Below are 25,278 nucleotides of genomic sequence, written 5' to 3' on the forward strand. Positions count from 1 at the left end.
GTCGTGGCCAGGTGATCGTCGATTCGTCATCTTCGCGTCGGCTCCCGGTCACCGGACGCGGTGAAACTAGGCCAGCATGACCGTCTTGTCGTCCCGTCCCGCGCACCCGGTGGACCCCGGCCTGGTGTCCATCGCCCTGGAAGTGGCCGGTCGCCTGGCGAACGACGCCTCGGACGTCATCATGGCCACCGCCGGCCGCGGCGTGCGTCCCGACTCGGACGAGTCACCGTTCGACTGGGTCACCGACACCGACCGCACCCTGGAACGCCACACCCGCCGCGTGCTCACCAAGGAGTTCCCGTCGATCCCCGTGTTCTGCGAGAACTCCGACGCGGTCCCCGACGACTCGGAGTTCCGCTGGGTGGTCGACCCGGTGGACGGCACCGCGAACTACACCGCGGGCATGCCGTGGTGCGCCTACAGCCTGGCCCTGGTGGACCGCTGGGGCCCGGTCGTCGGCGTGGTGGCAGACCCGTACCGCTCCCAGATCTACGCAGCCGCCCGAGGCCGCGGCATGCGCGCGAACGGCACCCCGGTCCGCCTGACCGAACGCCAGGGCGACTCCCTGGTCGTGTGCACTGAGATGACCCGTTCCGGCCCATGGCCAGGCATGGGCGAATTCATCTCCACGGCCGCAACAGCCGGCACGGGCGTGCGCGTGCTTGGTTCGAAATGTCTGGCGGTGGCACAGGTGGCGTTGGGCCACGTCGCTGCCGCCGTGCTGCACGGCTACCACGAGTGGGACGTGGCCGGTGCAGTGTCACTGGCCGTGGAGTCCGGTGCGGTCGTGTTGGACAGACGAGGCGAGGGAGCCCAACTGCCCGTGGACGGCCTCCTGGTGGCCGCACCCGACGCCGCGGACGAGGTGCTGGGCTGGTGGCAGTCAGCGCTTCAGGTCGACAGCTGAGGCAGCTGCTTCTCGAGCATCTCGAGGTGGGTGCGCGCGTCGTCCAGCTCCGGGTGGTCGAACATCTGCAGCGCGACCCGGCCGACCTGGTTCTCGAACTGCTTGAAGTCGTGCGCGGCCTTGAGCAACCGCTGGTAGACGGGGTGCTGCTGGTCGACCGCGCCCAGCGCCCTGCCCAGCTGCGCGATCCCGCGCACGTCGTCGAGCTCCTTGGTCAGCTGCTCGCTGATCCGCTGCAGCCAGTCCTTGGCCGCCGACTTGGGCACGGTCTGCACGGCCGCGGAGACCCTGCGCGCCGACTCGGCGCAGCGTTCGACCTGCTCGGACCACATGTCGTAGGGCTGCTGGGGAGCCAGCGGGAAGTACGGCACCGGCGGGCGCGGCCGGTTGATCGAGCGACGGATCAGGCCGATGACCAGGCCGATCAGTGAGCCGGGGACCCCGCCCATCATCACGCCGGAGATGATGACCGCCGCGATGGAGATGCCGACCGAATCGGTGCTCTTCGCAGTGGCGGTCACGCCGATTGTCATGAGGGCACCCATGAGCACGAAACCGACCGCGGATCCCCACAGCACTGAACGAACGACGACACCCATGACTGGTGATCGTGCCACTTCCACGCCGTGTTGGTGGTCAAGCGTCGAAGTCGACCGTCACGGATTCGCTGGTCGGCAACGCCTGACACGTCAGCACGAACCCGGCCTCCACCTCGGACTGGTCGAGCGCGTAGTTCCGCCGCATCTCCACCGTGCCCTCCGTGACCAACGCACGGCACGTGCCACACACACCGCCCTTGCACGCGAACGGCAGGTCCGCACGCACGCGCTGGGCAGCGTCGAGGATCGGTTCGTCGGCGGGCAGCGGCAGCGTGGTCGACTTGCCATCCAGCACCACCGTCACGGAGGCGGCGGCGTCCACCACGGCCGCCGCACGACGTGGCGGGGGCGGCGGCTCGTCGACGTAGAAGAGCTCGTGGTGCACGTGTTCAGGGGCCACGCCGCGTGTGCGCAGCACGGCCGTGGCGTCCTGCACCATCTCGTACGGGCCGCACAGCCACCACTCGTCGATGCCGTCGAACGGCACGATGGTGTCGAACAGCGCGTTCAGCTTCGTAGCGTTCAGGCGGCCGGTGAAGAGCTCCACGTCGCGTGGTTCGCGGGACAGGACGTGGATCAGCTGGAACGTCGCCGGGTAGCGGTCCTTCAGGTCGGCCAGCTCGTCGGCGAACATCACCGTGTTGGTGCTGCGGTTGCCGTACATGAGCGTCACGCGGGCGCCGGTGGCGAGCACGGTCGCGGCGATCGACAGGGCCGGGGTGATGCCGGAGCCCGCGACCACCAGGCCGTGGTGCGTGCCGGTGCCAGAGGGCGTGAACTTGCCCAGGGGCGGCAGGACCTCGACCACGTCACCCGGAGACAGGCGGTCGACCAGCCACGTCGAGAACTGGCCGCCGTCGACGCGGCGCACGCCGATGCGCGGGGCGGCGCCGGTGGGGGCGCAGATCGAGTACGAACGGCGCTCGTCGCCCTGGCGCAGGGTCAGGTACTGGCCCGCGGTGAAGGCGAACTCGTCCGACAGGTCGGCGGGCACGTCGAACGTGACGGCGACGGCGTCGTCGCAGAGGCGGTCGACGCGGGCGACCGTCAGCTTGTGGAAAGCGGCTCGGCGCGACAACTCAGATCTCCTTGACGTGCTCGAACGGTTCGGCGCACGCGTTGCAGCGGCGCAGGGCCTTGCACGCGGTCGAGCCGAAGCGGGAAATCTCCGACGTGTTGGGCGAGCCGCACTGCGGGCAGGCGACCTGACGTGACGGCGGCACGAGGTTCAGCGGCACCGGGCCAGCAACGGAAGGTCCCACGCGCGCAGGGGGTGCGATGCCCGCCGATGCGAGCTTCGAGCGGCCCTCGTCGCTGATCCAGTCCGTCGTCCAGGCAGGCGACAGCGACAGGCGCACCTCGACCTCCGAGTAGCCCGCTGCGGTCAACGATCGGCGCAGGTCAGCGCCCATCTCGTCGATCGCGGGGCAACCCGAGTAGGTCGGGGTGATGGTGACGACCACGCGACCGTCCGCTTCCGACACGTCGCGCAGCACGCCGAGGTCCGCCAGCGTGAGGACCGGGAGCTCCGGGTCCCGCACGGCCGACGCGATCTCGAGTGCCGTCGTCACCAGACCGCTCCCGGCAGCGAGCGGTGCAGGTGCTGCATCTCGGCGAGCAGGTAACCCATGGCCTCGGTGTGCACGCCGTCGCGACCGGCCATGCCTGCGACGCGCGCGGCTCGGGTGTCCGCCGGGCGCGTGAGACCCGCGGCCGACAGCACCGCGTCGAGCACACCGTCCACTTCGGACTTCACCGAGGCCGGGTCGACCGCAACACCGGGAAGACGCGTTTCAACGGCGTGCGTGGCGAACAGCTCGTCCACGAACGGCCACACGCGCTCAAGACCGGCCTGCACGCGGCGGTGCGACTCGTCGGTGCCGTCGCCGAGCCGGACGGTCCACTGCGCGGCGTGGTCGCGGTGGTAGGCCAGCTCCTTCAGGCCCTTCTCCGCGATGGCGGCGAGCACCGGATCGGCCGAGCCGCGCAGCCGGGAGAAGAGCGCGAGACGCCACGACGAGAACACCAGAAGGCGCGCGATGGTCGTGCCGAAGTCGCCGCCGGGGCCCGGACCGCAGTCGATCTCGGCCAGGTGCACGTTGCGGAACTCGCGTTCGTCGCGCAGGTACGCCAGCTCGTCCTCGGACTTCCCGAGCACCTCGCCGGCGCGCGTCAGCAGCATGCGAGCCTGGCCCAGCAGGTCGAGGGCGATGTTCGCGAGAGCGATGTCCTCTTCCAGCTCGGGCGCGCGCGAGCACCACTCCGCGAGCCGCTGCGAGAAGATCAACGCGTCGTCGCCGAGCATCAGGCAGTACGCGGCCAAAGCGTCTTTGTCGACATCGGCCGGGAACTCGCGGTTCACGCCGGACAGGGCCTCGGAGAAGCCCGTCCCGAACGCCCAGTGCGCGTCTTCGTGGCCGAGAAGCGACTCGTAAGCGTTGTCGAAGCTCATAGGTGCGGCACGTCCTCGGGAATCGCGTAGAACGTCGGGTGCCGGTAGACCTTGTCCCCGGACGGCGCGAAGAACGGGTCCTTCTCGTCCGGCGACGACGCCGTGATCGCGGCCGCGGGCACGACCCAGATCGAGACGCCCTCGTTGCGACGCGTGTAGACGTCACGGGCGTTGCGCAGCGCCATTTCGGCGTCCGGCGCGTGCAGCGAACCGACGTGCACGTGGTTCAGGCCGCGCTTGCCGCGCACGAACACTTCCCACAGAGGCCAAGACGTGCTCACGCGGCACCTTCCTTCACAACAGCCTGCTTCTGGGCGTGCGCGGCAGCGGCCTCGCGAACCCAGGCGCCGTCCTCGTGCGCCTTGCGGCGGTGGGCGATGCGCTGCTCGTTGCAGACGCCGCCACCCTTGACGACCTGCCAGAACTCGTCCCAGTCCGGCGAGCCGAAGTCGTACTGCCCGCGCTCTTCGTTCCACTTGAGCTCAGGGTCGGGGAACGTCACGCCGAGCGCCTCGGCCTGCGGCACGCTCATGTTCACGAACTTCTGCCGCAGCTCGTCGTTGGTGTCGCGCTTGATCCGCCACGCCATGGACTGCTCGGTGTTCGTGGACTCCGAGTCCGGCGGGCCGAACATCATCAGCGCCGGCCACCACCACCGGTTCACCGAGTCCTGCACCATGTCGCGCTGCTGCTGCGTGCCGCGCATCATCGTCATGAGCAGCTCGTAGCCCTGACGCTGGTGGAACGACTCTTCCTTGCAGATGCGGATCATCGCGCGCGCGTACGGCCCGTACGACGTGCGACACAACGGCACCTGGTTGCAGATCGCGGCGCCGTCGACCAGCCAGCCGATGACACCGACGTCCGCGAACGTCAGCGTGGGGTAGTTGAAGATGGAGGAGTACTTCTGGCGGCCCTCGATGAGCTTGGTCGTCAGGTCCTCGCGGTCGGCTCCGAGCGTCTCGGTCGCCGAGTACAGGTACAGGCCGTGGCCTGCCTCGTCCTGCACCTTCGCCAGCAGGATCGCCTTGCGCCGCAGCGAGGGCGCGCGACTGATCCAGTTGCCCTCAGGCTGCATCCCGATGATCTCGGAGTGGGCGTGCTGGGCGATCTGCCTGATCAGGGTCTTCCGGTAGCCGTCGGGCATCCAGTCGCGCGGCTCGATGCGCGCTTCAGCCTGCACCGTGCGCTCGAAGCGCAGCTCCAGGTCATCCGCCATGCCCCGATGTTACACCTGAGTGCCGAATCTGCGTAGAACTGTCACAACTGCCCCGACGACCAGCCAAACAGCCACGAGGAACGAGCCGACGGGCAGCAGGCTGAGCACCGCCGTCCGTCCGGCGACGCGGGTGAGTTCGGGGTTGGTCTGGTCGTACTCGACCCGCACGTTGTCCCCGACGTTGAGCCCAGACGGGTACAGCACTCCCTGGGACGGGATGATCACGCGACCGTCCGGTGTGGCGTAGCGCACAACCGTCCTGTTGAAGGAGACGGAGTCGACCTGCGCGATCGCCTGCCCCATGTGCTTCTCGATGGCCACGTCGTCCCGCCAGCACGCTATGGGCAGAAGCACGCACACGAGCGTGACCACCCCACCGACGACGAGCAACGTTCTGCAGACCGCACGGCGGACGCGTACGCCGAGCGGAGGCTTGGTCAGTGCGTCGTCCACCACAACTGAGAAGTCTAGAGCCGGGCGGATGCCGCGCTTTCAGGTTGAGGTCCATACAGTCGGAGAGTGACCTCTGCACCCACATCGCGAGCACGGCAGCGAATCCGCGTCCGGTCGAGGCGGGACACAGCCTCCGACCTGCTCGGACTGCTGCCGGACCCGGAGCACGCGCTCGCCTGGGTGCGCGACGGGTCCGGCCTGGTCGGCTGGGGCGAGGCCGCACGGCTGGAGGTCAGCGGTCCAGACCGGTTCGCGCAGGCCGACAAGTGGTGGCAGGAGTTCTGCGCCCACCTCGACGTGGACGACGAGCTGGGCGTACCGGGCAGCGGCCCCGTCGCGTTCATCTCGATGGCCTTCGCCGACTCCCCCGGCGACTCGGTGCTGATCGTCCCCGAGGTGGTGGTCGGCCGCCGCAACGGCGAGCAGTGGGTCACCACGATCGGCGCCTCGGATCCGGCCCCTTTCGTCGCCCCTCTCTCGCGCCCGTCAACGGTCCGATACGCGAACGGCCAGCTGCCGGTCACGCAGTACCGCGAGGCCGTTCACGAGGCCGTTCTGCGGATGCGCGGCGGCGAGCTCGACAAGGTCGTCCTGGCCCACGACCTGGTCGCTCTGACGGACCGGCGCCTGGACCAGCGGTTCGTGCTGCAGGGCCTCGCGCGCCGGTATCCGGAGTGTTGGGCCTACGCGGTGGACGGTTTGGTCGGCGCTACCCCTGAGCTGCTGCTGCGCCGAACCGGCTCGGTGGTCGACTCACGCGTGCTGGCTGGGACGACGTGGCCACACGACGGTGTTTCGGACGAAGAGCTCGCTTCGGCGTTGATGTCGTCGGAGAAGAACCTCGAAGAGCACGACTACGCGATCACCTCTCTCGCGGAGACGTTGCGCCCTTTTTGCACGACGATGTCCGTGGAGGGACCTTCCGTCCTGCGGCTGCCGAACGTGTCGCACCTGTCCAGCGACGTGATCGGCACTCTCGAGTCGTCGGTGTCACTGCTGCACCTGGGTTCGGCCGTGCACCCGACGGCCGCGGTCGGGGGCACGCCCCGGCTGGACGCGACTCAGCTGATCTCGCAGCTGGAGGGCATGGACCGCGGGCGGTACGCCGGGCCGGTCGGGTGGATCGACGGCAACGGCGACGGGGAGCTCGGGATCGCACTGCGGTGTGCGCAGATCTCCGGCTCGACGGCGCGGCTGTTCGCGGGGTGCGGGCTCGTGGCGGACTCGGATCCGGACATCGAGGTGCAGGAGGCGCACGCGAAGATGCGGCCGATGCGTGAGGCGCTAGAGGGGCTTTAGGACGCTCGCGACGAAGGCCGCCTTGCCTTCCGTGTAAGCCTCACGGTCGTGGTCGCTGGTTTTGGCTAGTTGGCGTTTTAGTGCTTCGTACTGCCGGGCTTGGTCCGGGTTGTTGCGGAGGGCGTCGCGGAACCGGATCTGGTCGGTCCACCGCTGGTGGCCTGCTGGGATCACGTGCAGGTGGGCTACTCGGTGTTGTTGGGATGGGTCCGGCTTCACGAAGAAGCGGCGCCACGGGCGTTGGTCGAGTTCTGGGGGCACGTAGGACCAGCCTTCGGCGGCCAGGCGTTCTCGGGCCTGCTCGACGACGGTGTCCAGGTCAGTCACCGACGCCATCAGGTCGATGATCGGTTTGGCTGCCAGGCCGGGGATGGCTGTCGAGCCGATGTGCTCGATGCCGTCGACGAGCCATGGGGCGAGCAGGTCGGCCAGGTGGTCGGACTCCGCCTTTGCTCGGGCGGTCCATCGGGGGTCGTGCGGACGGACTTCTGGCCGCTCGTAGGCCCACGCTGGGGCTTCGCTCACGTTTCAGATCTGTTCGACGAAAGCGCGCCAGGCCGAGGTGCTGAAGGTCAGCACCTCACCGGCCACGTTCTTCGAGTCGCGGACACGCGCGTCGCGGGTGAGCGAGACCTCGACGCACTCACCCTCCGGCGTGCCGTTGCTGTAGCTGCTCTTACGCCAAGTGCGGTCCTGGGGCATCGAGATCCTCTCGCGGCAGGTTGACGTACTCCGCCAGCTTCCTCCGCGATTGTTCCTCATCCAAGGCGACCTCAGCCAAGCGATCGAAAACCAGTCTCGTGCGTGCGATCGCACCTCGATCCTGCACGAAAACCTGGGTCAGATCGGTCTCGCTGTAGGCGACCGGCATCGCCTTGTCGTACTCCCAGAGCAGGATTCCAGCCGAGTTCACAATCACGTCCGCAGGCACGACACGAACGATGTGTGCGTTGAACATCAGCTGTAGGTACTGGTCCGCCATGACCTGCTCGTCGCCGACACGTTGACGCAGAGCTAGCTCATGGATGTAGAACACGCAATCCGGCCGATCGTGCCGCCGCAAGATCGCCTGGCGGTCCATCCGGGCCTGCACGAGCGCCGGGATCTGCTCTTCGACGGTCATCCCGGCCGCTCGGCAGAGGCACTCGGCGTACCTCGCTGTTTGCAGGAGACCTGGCACGGTGAGCGTGTTGTAACTGAAGATCTTCGTGGCGGCCGACTCGGCCATCGCAACGGTGCGCAGGTTGCCCGGCAGCTGCACGATGTACTCGTCGAACGCGTAGCGGTAGCGCCGTTTGAAGTCCTCGAAGAAGTCGATGTCCTTGCCGCACATCGTCAGGAACTGGACCAGGTCGATCTCGCTGGGCCGCGCCTTGCCGTGCTCGATGGTGGAGACCTTGCTGGGGTCCCAGCCGAGCTGGGCGGCTACCTGGGCGCCTTTGAGGTTGGTGCAGGTTTCGCGTAGCCGGCGCAGTTCGTCACCCAGATCCCGGCTGTACGCGGTGGATGGAGTGGTTTGAGACATCCACCGAAGCTATGACTTGGATCTGATCCACGATACGGGCTCGTTCGGGTGAAAACGCTGACGCAGGGGTCCCCTCGAACCGGGAACCCCTGCGTCATAACGTACTCAGCAGGTCTGACAGAAAATCGCCGTCAAACAACCAATCACTTGTGCGCGTCCAGCAGCTCGTGCGTCAGCTGGATCTTCGCCCGCGACTTGGGCTCTGCCGCCTTGCCCACCGACAACGTCTGCGCCGCCACGTCCGACGAACGCCCCGGCGCCTGCGCCGGCTTGCCCTTCGTGAACAGCCACGTCTGGAACAGCTCGTCGAGCTGCTGCCCCGACACCCGCTCCGCCAGCGCGATGAACTCCTCGATCGTGGCGTCCGAGTACTTCTTCTCGGCCGTCCACGTGCGGAGGATCTCGAAGAACTTCTCGTCGCCCACGGCCACGCGCAGCGCGTGCACGGCCAGCGCGCCGCGATCGTAGACGGCGCCGTCGAACACCGCACCAGAACCGGGGTCGCCCGGCAGGACCTGCCAGAACGGGCTGTCGGCCGGGTACAGGTCGTAGGTGAAGTCGGCGTTCTCCTGTGCCGTGCCCTCACCGACGTGCTCGGACCAGAGGAACTCCGCGTAGGACGCGAAACCCTCGTTCAGCCAGATGTCGCGCCAGTGGTGGACCGACACGGAGTCGCCGAACCACTGGTGGGCGACCTCGTGTGCGACGACGTACGTGTTGGCGCCACGGCGGAAGAAGGCCGTGTCGTAGGTCGAGCGCGTCTGGTTCTCCAGCGCGTAGCCGAGGTCCGGGGTGACGACGCCGCCCTGCGCTTCGAACGGGTACGGGCCGAAGTTCTCCGCCAGGAAGTCGGTCACCTCGGGCGTGCGCTCGATGCTCGCCTTGGCCGCGTCGGCGTTGTCGCCGAGGCGCTCGGAGTAGGCGTTGACCGACGGCTGGCCGGACGGCGTGGTCGACTGGCGGATCTCGAACTGGCCGATCGTCAGGAACGTCAGGTACGTCGCCTGCGGCTTGGTGCTGCGCCAGTTCCAGCGGGTCCAGCCGTTGATCTGGCGGGTCTGGCCGACGAACGTGCCGTTCGAGATCGCCTCGACGCCGTTCGGGACGGCGACGTTGACGTCGAAGGTGGCCTTGTCGGTCGGGTGGTCGTTCGACGGGTACCACCAGGAGGCGATTTCCGGCTCACCGATGGCCAGGGCGCCGTCGGTGGTCTTGGTCCACGCCGTGAAGCCGTTGCGGTCCTTCACCGCGGACGGCGTGTCGGCGTAGGTGACGACGATGGTGAGGTTCTGGCCCTTCCTCACGCCACCGCGCGGCGTGAGGATCAGCTCGCCGTCGTCGGAGACGAACGAGGCCGGCGCGTTGTTCACCCGGACCGACTTCACCTTGAGCAGGAAGTCCAGGTTGAACTGCGTGAGGTCCTCGGTGGCCTTCGCCAGGATCGTCGTCGTGCCCGACAGCTGGTCGCCGTTCGGGTTGTAGTTGAGCCTGATGTCGTAGTGGGAGACGTCGTATCCGCCGTTGCCGTACTTCGGGAAGTACGGGTCACCGGCGCCAGGTGCACCCGGAGACGCGGCCAGCGCCGTCCCCGCGAAGAGCGTCATCGCGGCCGCGGACGCCACCGCGGTCGTCGCCTTGGATCTGATCGACATGCGCGGGACGCTATCCACCCATTTGCGGCACGAACCACCGACTTACGTATGTTTCCTATCTGCTGAAAACGTTTGACACAGTCGCCTTGAGACGTTGGTGCAACCCGCGCAGATCGTCACGTTTTGCCTGCACTTCGACCACTTGGAGGCCCTTGGGTGACGCAAGTGCGCTACGGAACTCCTCCTGGCCGTCCACTGTGGAGTGCGGAATTCGGTAGCCCGCGCACAAAGCGGTCAGATCCGTCCCGTGCGGCGTTCCGAAAATCCTCTCGAAACTGCGGCCGTACTCCGGGGCACCCTGTTCCAGCAAGGAAAAGATCCCGCCGCCGTCGTCGTTGAGCACGACGATCGTCAGGTCGGGCGCGCGGTCGGCCAGCAGGCCGTTGCTGTCGTGCAGGAACGTCAGGTCGCCCATCAACGCGTAGGCGGGCCCCTGGTGGCTCAGGGCGAGCCCGATGGCCGTGGACACGCTCCCGTCGATGCCCGCGGCGCCGCGGTTCGCGTGCACGGTGATGTCCGGACGCCGCTCGCCCGCGAAATCGACGTCGCGGATCGGATTGGACGAGCCGACGAACAGCAACGAGCCCGAGGGCATCGCCTGGGTGAGGTCGCGCGCGACGTGCAGGCCGGTCGGCCACGGCTCGGTGTCCAGGAGGTCGTCGACGGCGGCGCTGACGTTCTTGACCGCGCTCTGCCAAGCCTGAAGCCACTCGGCGTCGTGCTCGGACGGTTCGGGCAGCCAGGTCGACGCGTGCGTGGCGCTGAACTGCGTGTCCGGCCAGAAGGCCTGGTCACCGACAGCGTGGACGATCTCGGTGTCCTTCAGCAGCGCCTGCTGGCCCCTGGACAGCGTCACGCGGCCGACGACGAGCACCGCGTCCGGCCGCAGGTGCTCGGGCAGGCCCGCGTTGAGCAGCAACGTGCCGTGCCGCAGGCCGTTCGGCGCGGTCGGCTCGGCGATCACCGGCCAGCCGAGCTCGGACGCCCTGCGAAGACGTTCCGGACGGTCGTCGCCGAGCAGCACCAGCGTGCGCGCGGGCAGCTCGGACGGGCGGGTCTCGACGGTGACCGCGCGGTCGGTCGCGGTCCACGGGCCACCGCGGGCGGACACCGGCCACGCGTCGTCGGAGGGCGTCAGCGGCGGGCGGAACGGCACGTTGACGTGCGACGGGCCGTCGGTGGCGATCGCGCGGCAGACCAGCGAACGCGTCGTGGGCTCGTCGGCGCCCTCGGGCATGTGCAGGGTCGGGATGCCGAGGACGTCGTGCTGGTTGATCGTCTGGCTCGCCCCGGCGCGGTAGAGGTCGACCGGGCGGTCGGCGGTGAGCGCGATCAACGGCACGTTCGTCAGCTGCGCCTCGATGACGGCCGGGTGCAGGTTCGCGACCGCGGTGCCGCTGGTGCACGTCACGACGGCCGGCGTGCCCGTCTTCGCGAGGCCGAGCGCGAGGAACCCCGCGCTGCGCTCGTCGATCCGCACGTGCAGCGTGAGCAGGCCCTGCTGTTCGGCCTGGTGCAGTGCGAACGACAACGGGGCGTTGCGCGAACCTGGGGACAGCACGACGTGGCGGACGCCGTTGCGGACCAGTTCGTCGACGATCACCCTCGCCTGCGTCGTGGACGGATTCATACCGCCTAGAGTCTCAGATCGTGGCAGACCAGGAGCTCTTCGACCCGTCGCTGTGGAAGTCCGTCGAGGGCTTCGACTTCACCGACATCACCTACCACCGCGCCATCGACCAGGGCACGGTGCGCATCGCGTTCAACCGGCCCGAGGTGCGCAACGCGTTCCGGCCGCACACCGTGGACGAGCTGTACCGCGCGCTCGACCACGCGCGCATGTCGTCCGACGTCGGCTGTGTGCTGCTGACCGGCAACGGCCCCAGCCCCAAGGACGGCGGCTGGGCCTTCTGCAGTGGTGGTGACCAGCGCATTCGTGGCCGCAGCGGCTACCAGTACGCGTCCGGCGAGACCGCGGACACCGTGGACCCGGCGCGGGCGGGGCGGTTGCACGTCCTGGAGTGCCAGCGCCTGATCAGGTTCATGCCGAAGGTCGTCATCGCGGTCGTGAACGGCTGGGCCGCGGGTGGCGGGCACAGCCTGCACGTCGTGTGCGACCTCACGCTCGCGAGCGAGGAGCACGCGAAGTTCAAGCAGACCGACGCGGACGTCGGCTCGTTCGACGGCGGCTACGGGTCGGCCTACCTCGCGCGGCAGGTCGGGCAGAAGTTCGCGCGCGAGATCTTCTTCCTCGGCCGCACGTACTCCGCCGAGGAGATGCACAGGATGGGCGCGGTCAACGCCGTCGTGCCGCACGCGGAGCTGGAGACCACGGCGCTGCAGTGGGCGCGTGAGATCAACGGCAAGTCGCCGACCGCCCAGCGGATGCTCAAGTACGCGTTCAACCTGATCGACGACGGACTGGTGGGACAGCAGCTGTTCGCCGGTGAGACGACCCGGCTCGCGTACATGACCGACGAGGCCGTCGAGGGCCGGGACGCCTTCCTGGAGAAGCGCGACCCCGACTGGTCGAACTACCCGTACTACTTCTGATGATCGACGAGCTGCGCGCCGCGCTCAGCGGCGGAGAACCGCTGGTCGAGGGCCCGCTCGACGGCTGGGAGAAGCGGGCCGTGCTCGGCGTGCCCACCTCCGGGTCGACGGGCGAGCCGAAGACAGTGCTGCTCGACGCCGCGGCCCTCACCACCTCGGCGGAGGCCACCCACGAACGGCTCGGCGGGCCCGGGACGTGGCTGCTGGCGCTGCCCACCAGCCACATCGCCGGGGCCCAGGTCCTGGTGCGGTCGATCGTCGCCGGCACCACGCCCGGCGTGCTCGACATGTCGAAGGGCTTCCGGGCCATGGGCTTCGCGCACGCCGCCCGGCCGGTGCTGGCCCAGCCGGGGCGCCACTACACCGCGCTGGTGCCCACGCAGCTCTCCCGGCTCGTCGTGGGAGAGGGGCCGGGTCTCGAGTCGCTGCGGCAGTTCGACGGCGTGCTGATCGGCGGGGCCGCCACCCCGCCGAAGCTCCTCCAGCAGGCGCGCGCGCTCGGCGTGCAGGTCGTCACCACGTACGGCATGAGCGAAACGGCCGGTGGGTGTGTGTACGACGGTGAGCCGCTACGAGGCGTACGCGTGCGCACCGACGACGTGATCGAGATCAGCGGACCGGTGCTGGCGCTGGGCTACCGCGGCAGCCCGGAGCCGTTCGGCGAGTGGTTCCGCACCGGTGATCTCGGGCGGCTGCGGGACGGGCGGCTGGAGGTGCTGGGCCGCGCCGACGACGTGATCGTGACGGGCGGCGAGAAGGTGCCTCCGGTGCTGGTGGAACGGGCCCTGTCGACGGTCGAGGGCGTGCTGGAGGCGTGCGTCGTGGGCGTGCCGGACGACGAGTGGGGCCAGGTCGTGGCCGCGGTCGTCGTTGCTCGCGGGGTGGAGCCGTCGGTGGACGAGCTGAAGGCCGCCGTTGCGGACGCCGTGGGGCGGGCGGCGGCGCCGAAACTGGTGCGGTTCGTGTCCGAGCTGCCGTTGCGGGGGCCGGGCAAAGTCGACAGAACGGCTGTAGCGGACCTTTTTAGGTGAACCTTTACCGCTGAGGACGACCCTGCCCGCGAAGCGCGCGGACCCCACCGCGCGCGTTGGCGATGGGGGTTTCTCATGCGCTACCTGTTACCGCTGGTCGTCGGAGCCACGTTGGTGGTCGGACTGGCCTCTCCCGCCCAGGCCGCGGGCAACGAGTGGTCCGCCGACCTCAGCGGCCACGCCGTCACCTGGGGCGGCTCTCCCCGGACGGGCCTGATCGAGCTCGGGTCGCACAGACTCGCTGAGCCCGCCAACGCGGTCACGGCGGCGGTGACCGGCGATGGCGTGGTCGACGTGCGCGGTCTGCGTCCGGACGGTCAGTGGACCGAGTGGCTCCAGGCGCCGGCGACGTTGCCGGTGACCACCTCGACCGTCCAGACGCGCGTGGTTCTCAGCGGTGGCAAGGCGTCGCGCGTGAAGCTGACGGCTTCCAGCGTGCCCGCGGCTTCGGAGGACGTTTCCGTTGCTGCTGCTGGACGTTCGTACCGCGTGTACGCGACGCGCGAGGGTCTTGTCGGTGGCACGACGGCGAACGGGCACACGATCCGTTCGCGTGACCACTTCGTGGCGTTGCCATCGCGGCGTGGCCTGGCGCCCAACAACTCCGGCAGCTACAGCGTGCAGGTGTGCGCGTCGAACGGCCGTTGCGAGTGGGCGCCGGTGTGGGACGTCGGTCCGTGGAACACCAAGGACGACTACTGGAACCCGTCCTCGACGCGGGAGATGTGGAAGGACCTGCCGCAGGGCAAGCCGGAAGCACAGGCCGCGTACGAGAACAACTACAACGGCGGCAAGGACCAGTACGGGCGTGAGGTAGCGAACCCCGCCGGCATCGACCTGGCCGACGGCACGTTCTGGGACGGCCTCAAGCTGACCACGAACTCCTGGGTGACCGTGACCTACCTGTGGACCGGCTCCGGTCCTGTGGGGACGGTGCGCACGTCCGCGGCCAACGGCACGGTGAACGTCCGCAGCGGCGCGAACTCCTCGACGTCGCAGGTGGGTCTGGCCGCGAATTACGCCCAGGTCAGGGTCACGTGCCAGCTCACGGGCGAGTCGGTGACGGGCACGCAGGGCACCTCGAACGTCTGGTACCGCATCGCGTCCGGCAAGCACGTCGCCAAGGCGTACGTGGCGGGCGTCTCCGGAGCGACCAACTGCTGATAGGCCCGTTGGCGGGTCCTCAGTGGTCATGGCGGAGGATGGAGGCATGGCCTCAGTCGTCCAGTGGATCCAGGGGACCCGCCCCCGCACCCTGCCGAACTCGATCGCACCCGTGATCGTGGGCGCGGCGGCGGCACACCACATCGACGAGTTCAAGCCCGTCTACACGGCGCTCGCGCTGCTCGTCTCGGTGGCGTTGCAGATCGGCGTGAACTACGCCAACGACTACTCCGACGGCATCCGCGGTACCGACGACAACCGGGTGGGACCGTTCCGCCTGACCGGTTCCGGTGCGGCGGAGCCCTCCAAGGTGCGGCTGGCGGCGTTCATCTCGCTCGGCATCGGCGCGCTGGCGGGGCTCGCGCTGGTGGCGCTGTCCGGGTACTGGTGGATGATCGCGTTCGGCGCGGTGTGCATTGCCGGGGCGTGGTTCTACACCGGCGGCAAGCGTCCGTACGGCTACGCGGGGCTCGGCGAGATCGCGGTGTTCGTGTTCTTCGGCCCGGCCGCGGTGCTGGGCACGCTGTACGTGCAGACCGGTGAGATCACCGGGATCGGCATCGGCGCGTCCATCGCGATGGGGTCGATCTCGGCCGCGGTGCTGGTGGCGAACAACCTGCGCGACATCCCCACGGATGCCGTGTCGGGCAAGCGAACCCTGGCCGTCGTGCTGGGCGACAAGGACACCCGCCGGCTGTACCTGGCGCTGGTGGCCGTGCCGTTCCTGATCGCTCTCGGCATGACCGTGCGGGTGCCCTACGCGTTGCTCGGGTTCCTCGCGGCGCCGGTGCTGCTGCCCGCCGTGCGCCGGGTGGCCGCCGGGCGTGGCGGCCGCGACCTGATCCCGGTGCTGCAGTTCACCGGGATCGCGATGCTGGCCTGGGCGGTCCTGGTCAGCGCCGGTCTGTTCCTCGACTGAGGCCTGTCACCACGCGTCTTCGGTGAACTGCGTCGGCTCGTCGTCCTCGGTGCGCGCGGGCCGGCGCGGCGGTGGTGGCGGGGCCGTCTCGCCCTTGATCAGCTCGTCGAGCCTCGCGCGGTCGGCCTCCAGGGCCTGACGCACCAGCGGATCGTGGCTCGCCTCGCCGGTGAGGACCTGACGCCAGCTCAGGCCCGCGCCGCGCGCGATGCGGTCGGCGAGCTGGCGCATCGCCGGTGAGGCCTCGCTGGACTTGGCGAACTGCACGACCCTGCGGACGTCCTCAGTGGACGGTTCCCTGGCCTTGAGCCCCTGCTGGGCGGACCGCATCGCGCGGTCCGTCTCGGCGACGGCGTTCGTCAGGAAGTCCTCCGCCGCGAGGATGTCCGGTGTCCGCCAGGCCGTCATCACCACTTGTCCTCCGCGAAGATGTCGGGGTCGTTCTCGTCACCGTCGTCGCCCCGGCCTCTGCGCGGACCCTGCGCGTTCATGATCTCGTCGGCGGTCATGCCCTCCTGCAGCATCTGGAACGCCTGCTTCATCTTCTTGACGTTCTCCTGCTGCATGGCCTGCACGTCAGGATCCTGGGCGGCCTTGCCGGAGACGACGTCCTCCCAGGAGAACTCGCCCGCGTCCACCTTGCGCTTCAACGCCTTCAGCGCTTCCGGCGCGTCCTTCTCCTGCGCCGCGCGTTCGACCTGCTGGGCGATCGCCTTGAAGTCGACGGGCGGGATCGGCGGCAGCGGCGTGTCCTTGAGGCGGTTCGCGAGGTCCTGCGCCTCCTTGAAGCGCGCGTCGACCTGAGCCTCCGCCGCGCGCAGCTCCGGCGTCTTCCAGCTGTCGTTCGGGGTGGTCATCTGCTAGTTCTCCCTGCCGAAGAGACCGCGCCGGATCGGCCTCGCCTCGCCGCGGATGTCGCTCACCTCGGCGCGTTGGCCGAGGGTGCGCCACTGCCGGAAGTCTACTTCGGACAGACCGAGCCGCTGGGCCGTTTCGTAGTTCTCACCGACGAAGTGCAGCACGGCCTGGTCGCCCAGGACGCCGATGATCTCGAACTCGGCTCCCCGGTACGTGCAGAGCGTGCGCACGAATTGGAGGTCCTCGACGACCGCGTCCGGCACCTCGAGGAACCCCTCGGTGAAGTCCGGCGGTGCGGGCTGGCCGGCCAGCGGGTGCAACAGAACCGAGCCGGGCGTGGGCCCGAAGTCGACGTCGAAGTCCTGGCCGCGGTACCTGCCGATCAGTCCACGACGGACGGTCGGACGCAGCGGAACCGGTGCCTGCCAGTACCTTCCGGGTCCGAAGCCGACGTCACCGGTGGGGATCCAGCCGGTCTGGCGGTTGACGTACTTGCCGACGCTGCGCCCCTCGCCGTTCGGCTCGAACCGCCACAGCTCGGTGCCCGCGGGGAGCTCGGCGAGCTCCATGACGTACTCGGGGATCGGCTGCGCGCTCGGGGTGTAGCCGGTGCCGGTGAACGGCACCGGGTAGACGCGCGTCGTGCCCATCTTCTGCGCGCCTCCGAGCGTCGGCCCGCCGAAGCTCGTGTCGAAGATCTCCGTGGTGTGGGCGAGGAAACGCAGCAGGTACTGCGTGCCCTTCGGCCAGTCGTCGACCTTGTCGACGCCGAACGCCTCGGCGAACTCCTCCGACGTGCCCTGCGGGAAGTCCTGCCCACGCGTGACGAACCCGGCGGCGCGGTGCGGCTCGAACTTGCCCGGCACGACGACGTTGCCCAGGTAGAGCTGCGCGATCGCGGGGTGCACGATCTTCTGCAGGATCGTCTCCGGCCCGATGCCGGCCGCCTTGCGCACGGCCTGTGGAGTGCTCATGCCGGGTTGTTCTCCTTCCACCGCGCCAGGAAGTCGGTGCGGTCGACCTGCACGTCCGCGAGCTCGTCGACGTCGAGCGTGGCGTGGTAACCGTTGTACTGGTCGCCTTCGAGACCGTTCTCCGCCGCCCAGACGTACTCGCCGCCCGCGTACCCGGCCTCCGCCTTGCCGTTGTCGATCTTGACGACGTTGAACGGCTGCCCGCGCCAGGTCGCGGTGCAGGTCTCGCGGTACCAGGCGTCGAGTTCCCTCGTGGCGACCGTCTTGAGCTCACGGTTGCCGTACGTCTGGAAGCCGTCTTGGTTCGCGTAGGTGACGCCCGGAACCTTGCGGATCCAGACGTGGTCCGGGCCTTCCGCGCCCGCGAAGAACACCTCGCCGCGGTACTCGGCCATCTCCTGGGAGTACTGGGTCATCAGAGCTTCGTCCAGCCGAACTTGCGGTCGTACACGGCGTGCAGTTTCTCAGTTCCGTCCGAGTTGACCTGCCAGATCTCGGCACGATCCGGCAACGGCGTGCCACCGTCGACGCGCCACTCGGGCACACCGCCCATCGTGTACCCGGTCCCGGTGAAGGGGTCGTACCCGTCGTAGACCTTGGACGAGCCACCCGCCGCTGCCATCTGCTTCTGGCTGGCCTCGTAGTGCGCCTGCTCCTGCGGCGACGCGTAGTCCGCCACGTCCTTCTTCGGCCCGCCGAACGGCACGTTGTGGGCACCGGCGTTCTGATCGGTGACCTCGTACCGCAGCTGCATGGCCGACGGCGCCCCGTCCGGGATCGGCGTCCAGCCCTTGCCCTTGTCGTCGAGGGCGAGCCCGTCCCGCAGCCCGGCCGGCGTGTTGATGTCGACGACGTCCTGCCCGCGTGCGACAGAGCCGCCCAACTGCCCCTGCCAGGTCTCCTGCTTGCTGCCCGCGGCGTGCGGGGTGTCGGGCAGGTAGGTGCTGAGCGCCTGCTGGTTCAGCGCCTTGGTGACGATGTCGCCGGTGCCGACCGTGATCTGGTTGCGGACGTCGGCCACGTGCTGAGCCTCGGCCGCGCTGAGGTCGGTGGAGAGCTTCTGGCTGAGCTCGACGTACCGGTCCCTGTCAGCCTGGTTGGGCAGGATCTGCTCGAGCTGGTGCTGGTAACCCTGCCCCTGCGCCGCCATGGCCGCGGCGTCGAAGTGCCCCTTGAGGTCGGGCCCGCTGGGGGCGGGGTTGGCGCCGCCGCCGTCGCCGTCGCCGGGGTGGCTCGGGGATGCGTCGTCGGTCTGCAGCTTGGGGTCGGGTTCGTGGGCGGGCGGGGCGTCGTGGTCGGGCTGGGGGTCGAGGGGTTTGACGTCGTCGGCGCCGCTGGTGTCGGTGTCGTGGGGCTTGTCGGTGTCGGCCCGGTCGTCGCCGTCGTGAGGCTTCGCGTCGTGCGGCTTGGTGCCGTCCGGCCCGTCGTGGGGCTTGGTGTCCGTCGAACCGGTGGGGGTGGTGTCGTGCGGACGGGTGCCACCGTCGTGCGGCGTCGTGCCGCCTGAGCCGCTGGGCGTCGAGTGGTCCGGGCTCGGGTGTCCGGGCAGGCCACCGCCGGTGCTCGGGGACGGGTGTCCCGGAGGCGACGGAAGGCCGCCGCCTGCGCTCGGCGACGGGTGCCCAGGAGGTGAAGGCAGGCCTCCGCCTGAACTCGGCGACGGGTGTCCCGGAGGGGAAGGCAGGCCGCCGCCTGAGTTCGGAGTGGGGTGACCGGGAGGCGACGGGAGGCCGCCGCCTGCGGAGGGAGCGGGGGCCGTTGCCGTGCCGGAGCTTGCGCTCGGGTGTTCGGGAGGCGTGGGCAGGCCGCCGGAACCACCCGGCGTCGGGTGCGCGCCAGGGCCCGACGGGTGGCCGCCGGAGTTCGGCGGAGTCGGCAGACCGCCGCCGGCGCCACCCGGATGCGTGCCGCCGGAGCCTGGCGTCGGGTGCGCGCCCGCGCCCGACCCGTGGCTACCGGTGCCGGAAGGCGGGGTCGGCACGCCACCAGGCCGCGCCCCTCCCGAGGCCGGCGTCTGACCGGGCGCGGTCGGGAGGCCCGGCCCGCCGTGTCCGGGAGGCGTGGGCAGACCGGTCGGAGGCTTTGCCTGCCCGGACGGGGTGCCTGCGCTCGGGAAGGCCGGGACGCCGGAGCCACCTGGGCGTGAGCCCGAGCTCCGGGTTTGGTCGCCGCCTCCACCAGGAGCCATGGGAGCGCCCATCGGCATCGCGCCGCCCATGGGCGTCTGGGAATGAGACGGCGGGGCTGCGGTGGGAGCTGCGCCCGCCGCGTGAGTCGTGTCCAGACGCGGTGGAGCGCCTGTTGGGGCGCCGGCGTGACCGGTCGGGACGCCAGCAGGCGCGTGACCACCGGTCGGCACACCACCGCCGCCACCACCACCCGAACCACCCGAGCCCGAACCCACCGACGGCGGCGCCGACACGGCAGGACCACCGACCGTGGCGGCGTGCGTCGCAGGAGCGTCGGAGCCGTGCAGCGTCGGGGGCGCGGACACCGGAGCACCACCAGGAGCCACGGACGTCACCGCGGCCGCCTTGGTGCCGTCGGCGGACGAACCCGGCGGCGTGTAGACCTCGTGGACCTTCGAGCCGATGTCGTGGCCCCGGTCGGCGATCTCGGTCGCGGAGTCCTTGATGGACGTCATGTCGTCGTGGATGTCGTTGACCGCGTTGCGGACGTCACGACCGGCCTCGGCCACCTCCTGGGTGGCGTTCATGGCCTCGGCGAGGGTGTCGGCGTCCTTCAGCTTGCCGATGGCCGAGAAGACGCGGCCGACGGCGTCGAAGAGCGCCTTCACGTCCGAGATGAGCTTCTGGACCGTGTCGATGATGTCCATGACGCGCCGGTAGATCTGGTACGCGTTCCAGACCATCTCGGCGGCCTTGATCCAGCCCGCCAGCGGGATCCAGACGGTGGCGGCGGCTTCCAGGAGCTTGTTGACGAGGTAGTCGAGCAGGCGCGCGGCCTGCTTGCCCAGGGCCTCGGCGCCCGAGGCGACCGTGTCGAAGCCCTTGGCGATCAGCTGGGCGACGCCCATCTCGGCCAGCAGGCCGGCCTTCCAGCCCAGGGCGATGTACTTCTCGTGGGCACGTGCGGCTTCGCCGTCCCAGTGGCCGCGCACCTTGCCCACCGCGTCGGTGAGGTTGTACGAGACGTCGTTCATCGCGTTGCCGACCATGCGCCACGCGTCGCCGTCGGCACGGATCTTCGTCCAGTCGCCGGTGATCGGCGTGATGATCGTGGCGACCAGCGACTCGCCGGTGACCGCCTCGAACACCCAGTTGACGGCCTGCACGCCCCAGCCCTGGTCCTGCAGGACGTCGTTGAGCGAGGCTCTGTCGATCTCCGGCTGCTTCAGGGACGCCACGACCGGGCGCGGGTCGGAGTAGGAGGTGGTCACTTGAGGAGCCCCCCGAAGATCACCATCTGCGCCCGGTCCACGTCCTCGTAGACCTGAGCCGTCGCGTCCACCGCCGACGCCGTGCCCTCCAGCTTCGACTTGCCGTAGTCGAGCGTCTCGTCGAACAGCGCGCGCACGACGTCCACGCCCGGCTGGAGCAACGAGAGCAGGCCCGTGAAGCCGCCCTTGTCGCACGCCGTGGCGTGGACGTACTTGCGGATCGTCTCGAACTCTTGGGCTTCGGTGCGCAGGTACTCGGCGTACGCGCGCAGCTCGGCCGCGTCGGTGAACAGCGACGACACAGCGTCCCCCCTGCGGACTCAGGTGCTCAGGTCACGCTGTGACGCAGAACTCTCGTCACCAGTTCCCCGTGCGGTGGAAGTTGTTCAGGCGTTCGAGGCACGGATCGAGATCCATGTCCTGTGCAGCTACCCATGAGTCGTCGTAATAGGTGTTCGCGTAACGCTCGCCGCCGTCACAGAGCAGAGTCACCACGCTGCCGCGGGTGCGAGACTGCCGCATCTCGGCCACGATCTGGAACGCTCCCCACAGATTCGTACCGGTCGAACCGCCGACCCGCCGCCCGAGCAGGTCCTCCACGAACCGGATGGTCGCCACCGATGCCGCGTCCGGCACCTTGATCATGCGGTCGATCACCTGACCGATGAACGACGGCTCCACCCGCGGCCGCCCGATGCCCTCGATCCGCGAGCCGCGCGTGCCCACCAGGTCGGGGTTGCCGTCCCGCCACGCGTCGAAGAACACCGAGTGCTCCGGGTCGACGACGGCCAGACGCGTCGAAAGCTTCTGGTAGTGGATGTACCGGCCGACAGTGGCCGACGTGCCGCCCGTGCCCGCCCCGACGACCACCCAGTCCGGTTCCGGCGACGGTTCGAGCTTCATCTGGTCGAAGATCGACTCGGCGATGTTGTTGTTGCCCCGCCAGTCGGTCGCGCGCTCCGCGTGGGTGAACTGGTCCATGAAGTGGCCGCCGAGCTCAGTGGCCAGCCGCCGCGACTCGTCGTAGATCGCCGACGGCTCGTCGACGAAGTGGCACCTGCCGCCCTGCCGCTCGATCAGCGAGACCTTCTCCGCCGAGGTCGAGCGGGGCATCACCGCGATGAACGGCAGCCCCAGCAGCCGTGCGAAGTAGGCCTCCGACACCGCCGTGGAACCGGAGGAGGCCTCGATCACGGGCGTGCCGCCGGTGATCCAGCCGTTGCAGATCGCGTAGAGGAACAACGACCGCGCCAGCCGGTGCTTCAACGAGCCCGTGGGGTGCGTCGACTCGTCCTTCAGGTAGAGGTCGATGCCCCAGTCGAGCGGCAGCGGGTAGCGCAGCAGGTGCGTGTCCGCGCTGCGGTTGGCGTCCGCCTCGATGATCTTGACGGCCTCGCACACCCAGTGCCTGGTCCTGCTGCAACAACGGTCAACGGAGGTACTCACAGCGGCACGATAGCCGCGCAAACGGCCTAAGCCTGAGTGAGAGGACCTTCGTCACCACGCAATTCGGACCGGAGCTTGTCCCGCTCTGCCCTGCGCGCCGCCTGGTGTTCGTTCAGGCCGGCCGCGACACGCTGCCGCAGCCCCTTGAAGATGAACAACGACGCAGGCAGCGCCACGACCACGCCGACCGCGAGCGCGGGCAGCAAAGGAACGTTGAACAACATGAGTGCGCCCGTCACCACCGCGACGAGACCGAGGCGGGCGAGAACGTACAGCGTCACATCACGAGCCAGCACCCGTTCAGGTTACGTCGCCCGCTTCGTCACCGGTGTTCGGGCGCCCCTCGAACCGCGTGGACAGCACCACGGTCGTGCGCGTGCGGGCCACGCCGTGAATGCGCCGCAGCCGGCCGAGCGAGCGCTCCAGGTCGTCCACGGTCGCCACCCTGACCTTCACGATGAACGACTCGTCGCCCGCCACCCGGTAGCAGGACTCGACCTCGATGAGCTCGCTCAACGCGTCCGCGACCTCGTTGTCGTCCGCGATGTCGGTGGGGTGGATGCCGATCAGCGCGGTGACGCCCAGGCCGACCGCGCTGGGGTCGACGACCGCGTGGTAGCCGACGATCACGCCGCTGGCCTCGAGCTTCCCGACCCGCTCGTGCACGGCGGAGGCGGACAGGCCGACCTGCCTGCCGAGGTCGGCGTACGTGGCCCGTCCGTTGGCGCGCAGTGCGGCGATGATCTGTCGATCAAGAGCATCCACGTGGACACCTTAGGCGCTCCACACGCGTGCACGTTGTCCCGGTCACATGTCCGGTTCGCCCCCTGCGTCCCTTACTACCTCTTTACCAAAAAACAAGCGTTCGAGTACCTGATGGGTCAGATGCCACGATCAGACCGGAACGTCTGATCTGAGGAGGACGAGTGACTGCAGCCACCGAGCGGCTCTTGACGCCTGGGGAAGTCGCCAATCTGTTCCGGGTCGACCCGAAGACCGTGACCCGATGGGCCACCGCAGGTCGCATCGGCTCGATTCGCACCCCTGGAGGACATCGCAGGTTCCGTGAGACCGAGGTGAAGGCTCTGCTTTCGGAGCTGACGACCGAGGCGACTGAACCCGTCCGCCACTGAAACCGTAGTAATCCCTGTGCCGCGGGTAATCTCGTGGCAAAGGGAGGTGGCGACCAGATGATCTACCTGCTGGCGGTGATCGGTGCGCTCACCGTGGCTGTGCTCGTGTGGCGAGCGTTCGCCCCGCAGCATTCGGAGTACACCCCGGGCCGCAAGGTGATCGCCCCTGACGACGACCCGGAGTTCCTGCGCAAGCTCGACGAGCAGCGCAAACGCGACGAGTGACCGGAAAAGGGGCCCTGTCCCCAGGGCCCCTTTCGCCGTACGCGTCTCAGTTGTGCGGGAAGTCGTCCGCCACGACTGCGGCGAGCTCCAGCAACGCCAACCGGGTCTCCGGCGCGAGCTGGTCCAGCGCGATCTCGGCGCCCTCTTCGAGGTGCTCGTCGAACGGCAGGCGAACCACGGCGCGGCACCGCTGCTGGAAGTGCGCCGAGAGCTTGTCGAGGTCGACCTTGCCCGACTTCGGGCGCACCGAGTTGATCACGCAGACGGACTTCGCGACCAGGTCGCGGTAGCCGTGCGCCTCCAGCCAGTCGAGCGTGGCCGCGGATGTCTGCGCGCCGTCGACCGAGCCGGACGACACGAGCACGAGCATGTCGGCCTCGTCCAGCACGCCCTTCATCGCGGAGTGCATCAGTCCGGTGCCGCAGTCGGTCAGGACGATGTTGTAGAAGTGCTCCAGCAACGCCACCGTGCGGCGGTAGTCGTCCTCACTGAACGCCTCCGACACGGCCGGGTCCTGCTCGGACGCCAGCACCTCGAGCCGCGCCGGCGACTGCGAGGTGTACGCGCGGACGTCGCTGTACTTCGTGATCCGCGGGGCGTCGCGCAGCAGGTGCCGCACGGTCGCCGTGGTCTCCCTCGGGATCTTCAACGCCAGCGTGCCGCGGTCGGGGTTCGCGTCGACGGCGATCACCCGGTCACCGCGCAGCGACGAGAACGTCGAGCCCAGCGTCGTGGTCGTGGTGGTCTTGCCCACGCCGCCCTTGAGCGACAGCATCGCGATCTTGTAGCACCCGCGCAGCGGCTGGTTGATCCGCGCGATCAGCTCACGACGGCGCACGTCGGCCGGGCTCTCGCCGAGGTTGACGGCACCGCCGGTGATCGAGTGCAGCGACTTGCGCCAGCCCGACGTCGGCGGGCGCTTCTCCTTCTTGATCAGCTGCTGCGACGAGACTTCCTGCGCCTGCGAGCGGTACGGCTGCTGCGGGAAGTTGTTGGGGAACGAGGAGCCGGCGAACTGGCCGTACTGGCTCGCGTTGTGGGGACCGGACTGGCCGCCACCGACCGAATGAGCACCCGATTGGCCGCCGCCCACCTGGTACGGGCCGGACGCTCCGTCCACCGCGTACGAGCCGGACGTGGAGCCGGGGACGGGGTAGGGACCGGACGCGTTGCCGGGAACCTGGTACGGGCCGGAGGCGTTGCCGGGCACCTGGTAGGGGCCTGACTGGTTGCCGCCCACGTGGTACGGGCCTGATGGGCCGCCGCTGACGTGCTGCGGACCGGACTGCTGCGGGTCGAGGTAGGCCGTCTGCGGGTCGACGTACTGCGGGCCGGAGCCCTGTTCCTCACCCGGTGGTTGCCATGTCACCGCTGTGGCCCTCCCTGAGCAAGGAGGATCGAGACCTCCCCGACCCCCAGGTTGCGACGGTACGCAACCAGCACCGGTTCCATCGACCTGGGGGCTTAAC

At 69.2% G+C, this 25,278-nt stretch carries 30 protein-coding genes; 8 read left to right on the forward strand and 22 right to left on the reverse strand.

Annotation, left to right across the window (positions count from 1 at the left end; genetic code table 11):
- Positions 1 to 76 precede the first annotated feature (76 nt).
- Entirely contained in the window at positions 77 to 907 is an 831-nt protein-coding gene (locus ACFOWZ_RS11780) for an inositol monophosphatase family protein (protein WP_030473225.1), read from the forward strand.
- Here the strand turns inward: ACFOWZ_RS11780 and ACFOWZ_RS11785 are convergent.
- From ACFOWZ_RS11785 to ACFOWZ_RS11815, 7 genes are read right to left on the reverse strand one after another with little or no spacing between them, the layout of a single operon-like run.
- Positions 892 to 1,506, reverse strand: a complete 615-nt coding sequence (locus ACFOWZ_RS11785; RefSeq protein ID WP_382371911.1) for a hypothetical protein — start codon at positions 1,504 to 1,506, stop codon at positions 892 to 894. The two genes, ACFOWZ_RS11780 and ACFOWZ_RS11785, sit on opposite strands and share 16 nt — an antisense overlap.
- Before the next feature lie 37 nt (positions 1,507 to 1,543).
- Positions 1,544 to 2,584 (reverse strand): 1,2-phenylacetyl-CoA epoxidase subunit PaaE, encoded by a 1,041-nt coding sequence (paaE, locus tag ACFOWZ_RS11790; RefSeq protein WP_382371913.1) that lies wholly within the window; start codon positions 2,582 to 2,584, stop codon positions 1,544 to 1,546.
- A gap of 1 nt (position 2,585) precedes the next feature.
- Positions 2,586 to 3,077, reverse strand: coding sequence for a 1,2-phenylacetyl-CoA epoxidase subunit PaaD (gene paaD, locus ACFOWZ_RS11795; RefSeq protein ID WP_382371915.1), 492 nt, complete (start codon positions 3,075 to 3,077; stop codon positions 2,586 to 2,588).
- Positions 3,074 to 3,958 (reverse strand): 1,2-phenylacetyl-CoA epoxidase subunit PaaC, encoded by an 885-nt coding sequence (gene paaC, locus ACFOWZ_RS11800; RefSeq protein ID WP_382371917.1) that lies wholly within the window; start codon positions 3,956 to 3,958, stop codon positions 3,074 to 3,076. The genes paaD and paaC overlap by 4 nt, the downstream gene beginning before the upstream one ends.
- A complete protein-coding gene (gene paaB / locus ACFOWZ_RS11805; protein ID WP_030473230.1) occupies positions 3,955 to 4,239 on the reverse strand; it encodes a 1,2-phenylacetyl-CoA epoxidase subunit PaaB in 285 nt (94 codons plus the stop codon). The genes paaC and paaB overlap by 4 nt, the downstream gene beginning before the upstream one ends.
- A complete protein-coding gene (gene paaA / locus ACFOWZ_RS11810; RefSeq protein ID WP_382371920.1) occupies positions 4,236 to 5,177 on the reverse strand; it encodes a 1,2-phenylacetyl-CoA epoxidase subunit PaaA in 942 nt (313 codons plus the stop codon). The genes paaB and paaA overlap by 4 nt, the downstream gene beginning before the upstream one ends.
- A 9-nt stretch (positions 5,178 to 5,186) precedes the next feature.
- Positions 5,187 to 5,633 (reverse strand): DUF3592 domain-containing protein, encoded by a 447-nt coding sequence (locus ACFOWZ_RS11815; protein ID WP_382371922.1) that lies wholly within the window; start codon positions 5,631 to 5,633, stop codon positions 5,187 to 5,189.
- Between the two features lie 63 nt (positions 5,634 to 5,696).
- Here ACFOWZ_RS11815 and ACFOWZ_RS11820 point away from each other — a divergent pair, with 63 nt between their 5' ends.
- Entirely contained in the window at positions 5,697 to 6,929 is a 1,233-nt protein-coding gene (locus ACFOWZ_RS11820) for an isochorismate synthase (RefSeq protein WP_030473233.1), read from the forward strand.
- Here ACFOWZ_RS11820 and ACFOWZ_RS11825 read toward each other — a convergent pair.
- From ACFOWZ_RS11825 to menD, 5 genes are all read right to left on the reverse strand, one after another.
- A complete protein-coding gene (locus ACFOWZ_RS11825) occupies positions 6,915 to 7,454 on the reverse strand; it encodes a GrpB family protein (protein WP_382371924.1) in 540 nt (179 codons plus the stop codon). The genes ACFOWZ_RS11820 and ACFOWZ_RS11825 overlap by 15 nt on opposite strands.
- 3 nt (positions 7,455 to 7,457) lie before the next feature.
- The gene (locus tag ACFOWZ_RS11830; RefSeq protein WP_382371926.1) at positions 7,458 to 7,631 is read right to left on the reverse strand and encodes a DUF397 domain-containing protein; all 174 of its coding nucleotides are present in this window, start codon (positions 7,629 to 7,631) and stop codon (positions 7,458 to 7,460) included.
- A complete protein-coding gene (locus ACFOWZ_RS11835) occupies positions 7,606 to 8,454 on the reverse strand; it encodes a helix-turn-helix domain-containing protein (RefSeq protein WP_382371928.1) in 849 nt (282 codons plus the stop codon). Before ACFOWZ_RS11835 ends, ACFOWZ_RS11830 begins: the two co-directional genes overlap by 26 nt.
- Before the next feature lie 143 nt (positions 8,455 to 8,597).
- Complete coding sequence (locus tag ACFOWZ_RS11840) at positions 8,598 to 10,106, reverse strand: M1 family metallopeptidase (protein ID WP_382371930.1); 1,509 nt, start codon at positions 10,104 to 10,106, stop codon at positions 8,598 to 8,600.
- Positions 10,107 to 10,161: 55 nt separating this feature from the next.
- Positions 10,162 to 11,736, reverse strand: a complete 1,575-nt coding sequence (gene menD / locus ACFOWZ_RS11845; protein WP_382371932.1) for a 2-succinyl-5-enolpyruvyl-6-hydroxy-3-cyclohexene-1-carboxylic-acid synthase — start codon at positions 11,734 to 11,736, stop codon at positions 10,162 to 10,164.
- Between the two features lie 20 nt (positions 11,737 to 11,756).
- On the opposite strand from menD, the gene ACFOWZ_RS11850 reads away from it, so the two are divergent.
- From ACFOWZ_RS11850 to ACFOWZ_RS11865, 4 genes are all read left to right on the forward strand, one after another.
- Positions 11,757 to 12,659 (forward strand): 1,4-dihydroxy-2-naphthoyl-CoA synthase, encoded by a 903-nt coding sequence (locus ACFOWZ_RS11850; protein WP_382371934.1) that lies wholly within the window; start codon positions 11,757 to 11,759, stop codon positions 12,657 to 12,659.
- On the forward strand, positions 12,659 to 13,690 hold the full coding sequence (gene menE / locus ACFOWZ_RS11855; protein ID WP_382371936.1) for an o-succinylbenzoate--CoA ligase: 1,032 nt from the start codon (positions 12,659 to 12,661) through the stop codon (positions 13,688 to 13,690). The genes ACFOWZ_RS11850 and menE overlap by 1 nt, the downstream gene beginning before the upstream one ends.
- A gap of 75 nt (positions 13,691 to 13,765) precedes the next feature.
- Positions 13,766 to 14,854 carry a hypothetical protein gene (locus ACFOWZ_RS11860; RefSeq protein ID WP_382371938.1) on the forward strand — a complete coding sequence of 363 codons (1,089 nt, stop codon included), beginning with the start codon at positions 13,766 to 13,768 and terminating at the stop codon, positions 14,852 to 14,854.
- A gap of 46 nt (positions 14,855 to 14,900) precedes the next feature.
- Positions 14,901 to 15,773 (forward strand): 1,4-dihydroxy-2-naphthoate polyprenyltransferase, encoded by an 873-nt coding sequence (locus ACFOWZ_RS11865; protein ID WP_382371940.1) that lies wholly within the window; start codon positions 14,901 to 14,903, stop codon positions 15,771 to 15,773.
- 6 nt (positions 15,774 to 15,779) lie between these two features.
- Here ACFOWZ_RS11865 and ACFOWZ_RS11870 read toward each other — a convergent pair whose 3' ends face one another.
- Genes ACFOWZ_RS11870 through ACFOWZ_RS11910 form a run of 9 tightly spaced genes read right to left on the reverse strand, consistent with a single transcriptional unit; the run spans position 15,780 to position 23,216 of the window.
- Entirely contained in the window at positions 15,780 to 16,181 is a 402-nt protein-coding gene (locus tag ACFOWZ_RS11870; RefSeq protein ID WP_382371942.1) for a hypothetical protein, read from the reverse strand.
- Positions 16,181 to 16,630: a hypothetical protein gene (locus ACFOWZ_RS11875; protein ID WP_051784792.1), complete on the reverse strand. Its 450-nt coding sequence runs from the start codon at positions 16,628 to 16,630 to the stop codon at positions 16,181 to 16,183. The genes ACFOWZ_RS11870 and ACFOWZ_RS11875 overlap by 1 nt, the downstream gene beginning before the upstream one ends.
- Positions 16,631 to 16,633: 3 nt before the next feature.
- Positions 16,634 to 17,605, reverse strand: a complete 972-nt coding sequence (locus tag ACFOWZ_RS11880; RefSeq protein WP_382371943.1) for a hypothetical protein — start codon at positions 17,603 to 17,605, stop codon at positions 16,634 to 16,636.
- Positions 17,602 to 18,021, reverse strand: coding sequence for a hypothetical protein (locus ACFOWZ_RS11885; protein WP_382371944.1), 420 nt, complete (start codon positions 18,019 to 18,021; stop codon positions 17,602 to 17,604). The genes ACFOWZ_RS11880 and ACFOWZ_RS11885 overlap by 4 nt, the downstream gene beginning before the upstream one ends.
- The gene (locus tag ACFOWZ_RS11890) at positions 18,021 to 21,005 is read right to left on the reverse strand and encodes a hypothetical protein (protein ID WP_382371945.1); all 2,985 of its coding nucleotides are present in this window, start codon (positions 21,003 to 21,005) and stop codon (positions 18,021 to 18,023) included. The genes ACFOWZ_RS11885 and ACFOWZ_RS11890 overlap by 1 nt, the downstream gene beginning before the upstream one ends.
- Positions 21,002 to 21,307 carry a hypothetical protein gene (locus ACFOWZ_RS11895; RefSeq protein WP_051784793.1) on the reverse strand — a complete coding sequence of 102 codons (306 nt, stop codon included), beginning with the start codon at positions 21,305 to 21,307 and terminating at the stop codon, positions 21,002 to 21,004. Before ACFOWZ_RS11895 ends, ACFOWZ_RS11890 begins: the two co-directional genes overlap by 4 nt.
- A gap of 55 nt (positions 21,308 to 21,362) precedes the next feature.
- A complete protein-coding gene (locus ACFOWZ_RS11900) occupies positions 21,363 to 22,451 on the reverse strand; it encodes a PLP-dependent cysteine synthase family protein (RefSeq protein ID WP_382371946.1) in 1,089 nt (362 codons plus the stop codon).
- A 26-nt stretch (positions 22,452 to 22,477) separates the two neighbouring features.
- Complete coding sequence (locus tag ACFOWZ_RS11905; RefSeq protein ID WP_382371947.1) at positions 22,478 to 22,747, reverse strand: DUF4229 domain-containing protein; 270 nt, start codon at positions 22,745 to 22,747, stop codon at positions 22,478 to 22,480.
- A 4-nt stretch (positions 22,748 to 22,751) separates the two neighbouring features.
- On the reverse strand, positions 22,752 to 23,216 hold the full coding sequence (locus ACFOWZ_RS11910; RefSeq protein WP_382371948.1) for an Lrp/AsnC family transcriptional regulator: 465 nt from the start codon (positions 23,214 to 23,216) through the stop codon (positions 22,752 to 22,754).
- A gap of 161 nt (positions 23,217 to 23,377) precedes the next feature.
- Between ACFOWZ_RS11910 and ACFOWZ_RS11915 the strand changes: the two genes are divergently transcribed.
- The gene (locus ACFOWZ_RS11915) at positions 23,378 to 23,584 is read left to right on the forward strand and encodes a BldC family transcriptional regulator (RefSeq protein WP_030473853.1); all 207 of its coding nucleotides are present in this window, start codon (positions 23,378 to 23,380) and stop codon (positions 23,582 to 23,584) included.
- Positions 23,585 to 23,641: 57 nt separating this feature from the next.
- Positions 23,642 to 23,809, forward strand: coding sequence for a hypothetical protein (locus ACFOWZ_RS11920; RefSeq protein WP_086667950.1), 168 nt, complete (start codon positions 23,642 to 23,644; stop codon positions 23,807 to 23,809).
- Positions 23,810 to 23,855: 46 nt separating this feature from the next.
- Here ACFOWZ_RS11920 and ACFOWZ_RS11925 read toward each other — a convergent pair whose 3' ends face one another.
- Positions 23,856 to 25,178, reverse strand: a complete 1,323-nt coding sequence (locus ACFOWZ_RS11925; protein WP_382371949.1) for a nucleotide-binding protein — start codon at positions 25,176 to 25,178, stop codon at positions 23,856 to 23,858.
- Positions 25,179 to 25,278 lie beyond the last annotated feature (100 nt).

The organism is Lentzea rhizosphaerae (genome assembly GCF_042649515.1).
Lineage (GTDB): Bacteria > Actinomycetota > Actinomycetes > Mycobacteriales > Pseudonocardiaceae > Lentzea > Lentzea aerocolonigenes.